Source organism: Streptomyces sp. NPDC048650, assembly GCF_043199095.1.
Classification (GTDB): Bacteria; Actinomycetota; Actinomycetes; order Streptomycetales; family Streptomycetaceae; genus Streptomyces.
Genome location: NZ_JBICVM010000009.1, coordinates 328210 through 334209, shown reverse-complemented (window position 1 = coordinate 334209; position 6000 = coordinate 328210). Strand labels below are relative to the sequence as shown.

Here is a 6000-nt window from a genome sequence, read left to right as displayed (position 1 = left end):
CCGAGCGACGTACCCGTACCGTGCGCCTCCACCACGTCCACATCACCGGCCGACAGCCCGGCGCCGGCCAGGGCCTGCCGGATCACCCGCTGCTGCGACGGCCCGCTGGGCGCGGTGAAACCGTTGGAGGCACCGTCCTGGTTGACGGCCGAGCCCCGGACGACGGCGAGAACGGGGTGCCCGTTGCGGCGGGCATCGCTCAGGCGCTCGACGAGGAGGATGCCTACGCCTTCCGACCAGCCGGTGCCGTCGGCCGCGTCGGCGAACGCCTTGCACCGCCCGTCCGCCGCAAGGCCGCCCTGCCGGCTGAACTCCATCAGGGAACCGGGGGACGACATGACGTTCACGCCGCCGACCAGGGCGAGTGAGCACTCACCGGCCCTCAGGGCGTGGGTCGCCGTGTGCAGGGCCACGAGCGACGAGGAGCAGGCCGTGTCGACCGTCACCGCCGGGCCTTCCAGGCCCAGCGTGTAGGACAGCCGACCGGAGGTGGCGCTGGCGGCGATTCCGGTGCCGATGTCGCCGGTGGCATCGGCCAGGGAGCCCACCAGCAGATAGGCGTAGTCCTGGCCGTTGGTGCCGACGAACACGCCGGTACGGCTGCCGCGCAGGGACACCGGGTCGATGCCGGCCCGCTCGATCGCCTCCCAGGAGGTCTCCAGCAGGAGCCGCTGCTGTGGATCCATGGTGACGGATTCACGCGGCGAGATCCCGAAGAAGTCCGCGTCGAAGTCGCCCGCACCGTCGAGGAAGCCGCCCTCCTGGCTGACGGCGTTGCCGCGCTGGTCGACCCCGGCGTCCCGCAGGGCGTCCAGGTCCCAGCCGCGGTCCGTGGGGAACGCGCCGATCGCGTCCTTGCCCGCGGTCAGGAGCTCCCACAGGTCCTCGGGCGAGTGCACGCCACCGGGGTAGCGGCAGCTCATCGCGACGATCGCGATCGGTTCCGTGGCCGCGGCGACGAGCTTGTGGTTCTGTCGGCGCAGGTGCTCGGCTTCCTTCAACGAGGCGCGGAGGGCCGCGACGACGCTTTCACTGGATGTGGTCATGGTCCGCTCTTTCAGCGCTCGTGGGAGGAATTGCCGTCGAGTGCCGCCTGCACCAGGTCGGCGACGTCCATCGCGTCGATCGAGTCGTCGAAGGCGTCTGCCGCCGTGGTGGCGACGGCCTCGCCGTGGGACGCCGCACTCTGCTCGGCGGCGAGCTTCATCAGGGGTTCGAGTACGCCGATCTCGCGCAGGCGACTCATGGGGACGGAGGCGAGCAGGGCCCTGATGCCGGAGGAGTCCAGGTCGCCGTCGCCGGCCCCCTGCCCCGGCTCCTCGTCGGGGACGAGCAGGCTCAGGATGTGGTGTGCCAGGTCGGCGGGGTTGGGGTGGTCGAAGACGAGCGTGGCGGTCAGGGTCAGTCCGGTCGCGGCGCCGAGCCGGTTGCGCAGTTCGACGGCGCTGAGGGAGTCGAAGCCGAGGTCGCGGAACGCCCGGTCGGCGCCCACGGCGTCGGCCGTGGGGTGTCCCAGTACGGCCGCGGCCCGGGTGCGGACCAGGTCCAGTACGGCTTCGGACCGCTTGGCGGGCGGCAGGCCCGTCAGCTTCTCGCGCAGCGCGTCGCCGGTGGTCTCCTCGCCGCTGACCCCCGCCGCGCCGTGCTCGGCGACGGCCGGCTCGCCGAGGAGCGGGCTGGGCCGTACGGCGATGAAGGAGCGGACGAACCGGTCGCGTTCGATGTCGGCGACGACTTCGGTGGGCCGCCCGTCCATCACGGCCCGGCGCAGCGCCACGACGGCGAGGTCCGGGTCCAGCGGGCGGATTCCGATGCGCTGGGCCACGTCGGCCGCCCGGTGGCCGTCGGCCATTCCGCCGCCGCCCCACACGCCCCAGGCGATCGAGGTCGCGGCCAGGCCCTGGGCCCGGCGCTGTTCGGCGAGGGCGTCCAGGAAGGCGTTGGCGGCGGCGTAGTTGGCCTGGCCGGCGTTGCCGACCACTCCGGAGGACGAGGAGAACAGGGCGAACACGGCCAGGTCCAGGTCCCGGGTGAGGTCGTGCAGGGCCAGGGCCGAGGCGGCCTTGGCGCGGAAGACGGCCTCGTAGCGGTCCGGGGTGAGGCCGTCGAGGACACCGTCGTCCAGGACGCCCGCCGTGTGGATCACGCCGGTCAGGGGTGCCCCGTCGGGAATCCCGGCGAGGGCCTTGCCGAGCGCGTCGCGGTCGGCGACGTCGCAGGCGGTGACGGTGACCTCGGCGCCCAGTGCGGTGAGTTCGGCCCGCAGTCCGTCCGCGCCGGGGGCGTCGGCGCCCCGGCGGCTGAGGAGCAGCAGGTGCCGGGCGCCCGCCTCGGCGAGGCGGCGGGCGACGTGGGCGCCCAGCGCTCCGGTGCCGCCGGTGATCAGGACGGTGCCGGTGGGGTTCCACTCCCGAGTGCCGCGCCCGGCCGGGACGGGTACCAGCCGGCGGCCCAGGGCGGCCGCGGGCCGGATCGCGATCTGGTCCTCGCCGCCGGGGGCTGCGAGGGTTTCGGCGAAGCGGACCGTGGACCGCTCGTCGAGGGTGTCGGGCAGATCGATCAGACCGCCCCAGCGCTGCGGGTGCTCCAGGGCGGCGACCCGTCCCAGCCCCCATACGGCGGCCTGGGCGAGCCCGGGTACCGGCTCGGAGGGCGCGGCGGCGACCGCGCCGCGGGTGACGCACCACAGGGGTGCGGCGAGGTCCGCGTCGCCGAGCGCCTGGATCAGGGCGGTGGTCAGGGCCAGCCCCTCGGGCGCGTCCGCACCCTGCCGGGGAGCGGCGGCGAGGGCGAGCAGGGACACCACTCCGCTGAACTCGTGCCCGTCGGCGGCCAGTCGGCGCAGCCGTGCGGCGAGCGCCGCGCGGTCGGGGCCGGGCGCCTCCAGGCATACGGTGTCCGGGCCCAGGGCGGCGACGGCGTCGGCGGCCCACGGGTCGTCGGTGTGTCCGGTCGGGAGTACGGCCAGCCAGGTGCCTGCCGGAGTGCGGGCCGGCTGCGGGGTCAGCGGCTGCCAGGTGATGTGCTGCCGCCAGCCGTCGACGGTGCTCTCCTCGCCACGCCTGCGACGCCAGTCCGCGAGCGCGGGCAGCACCTTGGCCAGTGCGTCGCCGTCGACATGCAGTGTCGTCTCCAGCGAGGCGAAGTCGGCCTCGCGCACCGCCGACCAGAAGCCGTCGTCCTCGCCGCCCGGTGCGGCGGGGTCGGTGGCCGGCTGGTTGGCCGGCCAGTACCGCTGGTGCTGGAAGGGGTAGGTGGGCAGGTCGGTGCGGCGGGGCTCGCCGGCAGCCCCTTCGAGCAGGGCGTCCCAGTCCGGGCCGACTCCGTCGACGTACAGCCGGGCGAGGGCGGTGACCATGGCCTCCTGTTCGCCGCGGTCCCCGCGCAGCGCCGGTACCGTGATCGCCTGCGAGGGCAGGGTGTCCAGGGTCTCCTGGGCCATGGCGCACAGCGCTCCGTCGGGGCCGAGCTCCAGGAAGGCGGTCACGCCGCGCTCGATGAGAGTGCGGACACCGTCGCCGAAACGGACGGCTTCGCGGACGTGGCGCACCCAGTAGTCCGGGGAGCACACCTGCGCTTCGGTCGCTGCCTCGCCGGTCACATGGGACACGAGCGGGATCTGCGGGGCGTGATAGTCCACGCTCCGGGTGACCCGTCGGAAGTCCTCAAGAATGGCGTCCATGTGCAGGGAGTGAAACGCATGGCTGACCCGCAAACGCCTAGTCTTGCGCCCATCGGCGGTGAACTTCCCCGCAATGCCCAGGACGGCGGCCTCGTCGCCGGAGAGGACCGTCGACCGCGGCCCGTTGACCGCGGCGATCGACACTCCCTCGGTCAGCAGCGCCGTCGCCTCCTCCTCGGTGGCCTGGACGGCGACCATGGCGCCGCCGGTCGGCAGGGCGTTCATCAGCCGGGCCCGTGCGGCCACGACCTTGCAGGCGTCCGGCAGGGAGAAGACCCCGGCCACGTGTGCCGCCGCGATCTCACCGATCGAGTGCCCGGCGACGAAGTCCGGGCGGATGCCCCAGGACTCGACCAGGCGGAACAGTGCCACCTCGATGGCGAACAGCGCGGGCTGGGTGAAGCCGGTCTCGTTGAGCCGCTCCGCGTCGTCGAACACGACGTCCCGCAGAGGGCGTTCCAGGTCGGCGTCCAGGTGCGCGGTCACCGCGTCGAATGCCTCGGCGAACGCCGGGAAGCGGGTGTACAGCTCCCGCCCCATGCCCAGGCGCTGTGTGCCCTGGCCGGAGAACAGCACCGCGAGCTTGCCACGGCGGGCCGCTGCCGCTGCCTGTACGACCTGCGGCGAGGTGCGGCCCTCAGCGAGCGCGGCCAGGGCGCCGAGCAGGTCGTCGCGATCGCCGGCGAGGACGGCGGCGCGGTGCGCGAAGACCGAGCGGGTGGTGCCCAACGACCGGGCGAGGTCGGCGGTGGTGAGTTCGGGCCGGGCGGCCACGTAGGCGTGCAGCTGCCGGGCCTGGGCCCGCAGTGCTTCCGGCGCGGCCGCCGATACGGGCACCGGCAGCGGGCCGTGGGTCTCCCCCGCGGGTGCGGTTCCGGCAGGCGGCTCGGGCTGCTCGAACTGCTCGGGCTGCTCGAACTGCTCGGGCTGCTCGAACTGCTCGAACTGCTCGAACTGCTCGATGATCACGTGGGAGTTGGTACCGCTGGCGCCGAAGGCGGAGATGCCGGCCCGCCGGGGTCGGCCCGGCCGCCGCCAGTCGGCCGCGTCCGTCAGCAGCTCGACCGCGCCGGCACTCCAGTCGACATGGGCCGAGGGCTGGTCGACGTGCAGGGTCCTGGGCAGCATGCCGTGGCGCATGGCCTGCACCATCTTGATCACGCCGGCGACACCGGCGGCGGCCTGGGTATGGCCGATGTTGGACTTCAACGACCCCAGCATCAGGGGCCGTTCGCGGTCCTGTCCGTACGTGGCCAGCAGCGCCTGCGCCTCGATGGGGTCCCCCAGGGTGGTGCCCGTGCCGTGCGCCTCCACCGCGTCCACGTCGGCCGGCGCCAGCCCCGCGTTGGCCAGCGCCCGCTGGATCACACGGCGCTGCGAGGGGCCGTTGGGCGCGGTGATGCCGTTGCTGGCGCCGTCCTGGTTGACGGCCGAGCCGCGCAGGACGGCGAGGATCTCGTGCCCGTTGCGGCGGGCGTCCGAGAGCCGTTCCAGGACGAGGACGCCGACGCCCTCCGACCAGCCGGTGCCGCCCGCGGAGTCGGCGAAGGCCCGGCAGCGGCCATCGGGCGCGAGGGCGCCCATCTCCCCGAACTCGACGAAGTTCACCGGGCTGGACATCACCGTCACGCCGCCGGTCAGGGCGATGGAGCATTCGCCGTTGCGCAGTGCCTGGGCGGCCAGGTGGAGGGCCACCAGGGATGACGAGCAGGCCGTGTCGACGCTGACGGTGGGACCTTCCAGGCCGAAGTGGTAGGCCACCCGGCCGGAGAGCAGGCTCGCCGACTGCGCGGTCTGTGCGTGGCCCAACTGGCCCGCTTCGGGCCGGTAGTCGCCCGAGCCGCCGCCGATGAACACGCCCGTGTCACCGCCGCGCAGCCCGGCCGGGTCGACACCGGTGCGCTCCAGCGCCTCCCAGGTGGCTTCCAGGAGGATGCGCTGCTGCGGGTCCATCACCATCGCCTCGCGCGGCGAGATCCCGAAGAATCCGGGATCGAAGTCCGCCACGTCGTAGAGGAATCCGCCTTCCCTGGCGACGGTCCGACCGCCGCCGTCCCGGTCGCCGTGCAGCAGCCGGTCCAGGTCCCAGCCGCGATCCGCGGGGAAGCCGCCGATGGCGTCCGTCTCGCCCATCACCAGCTGCCACAGGTCCTCGGGCGAGCGGATCCCGCCGGGGTAGCGGCAGCTCATGCCGACGATGACGACCGGGTCCTCGGCGGTGCCGGCGCCCTTCGCCCGCGCCGCCGCGGGGAGTTCCTGCGCGTCCTCGCCCAGGAGTTCGGCCCGCAGGTATGCGGCGAGCGCGTCGGCCGTGGGGT

The 6000-nt window shown here is 74.0% G+C and carries 2 protein-coding genes (1 of these 2 only partly in view); both read right to left on the bottom strand.

Features of this window, described 5'->3' with window-relative positions:
* A partial coding sequence (locus tag ACGFML_RS25980) for a beta-ketoacyl synthase N-terminal-like domain-containing protein (RefSeq protein WP_393547527.1) occupies nt 1–1046 on the bottom strand: 1046 nt, incomplete at its 3' end.
* A gap of 11 nt (nt 1047–1057) precedes the next feature.
* Nucleotides 1058–6000, bottom strand: the end of a protein-coding gene (locus ACGFML_RS25975; protein ID WP_393547525.1) for a type I polyketide synthase. It continues 23605 nt past the right edge of the window; only the last 4943 of its 28548 coding nucleotides appear in the window; its start codon lies beyond the right edge, outside the window; its stop codon occupies nt 1058–1060.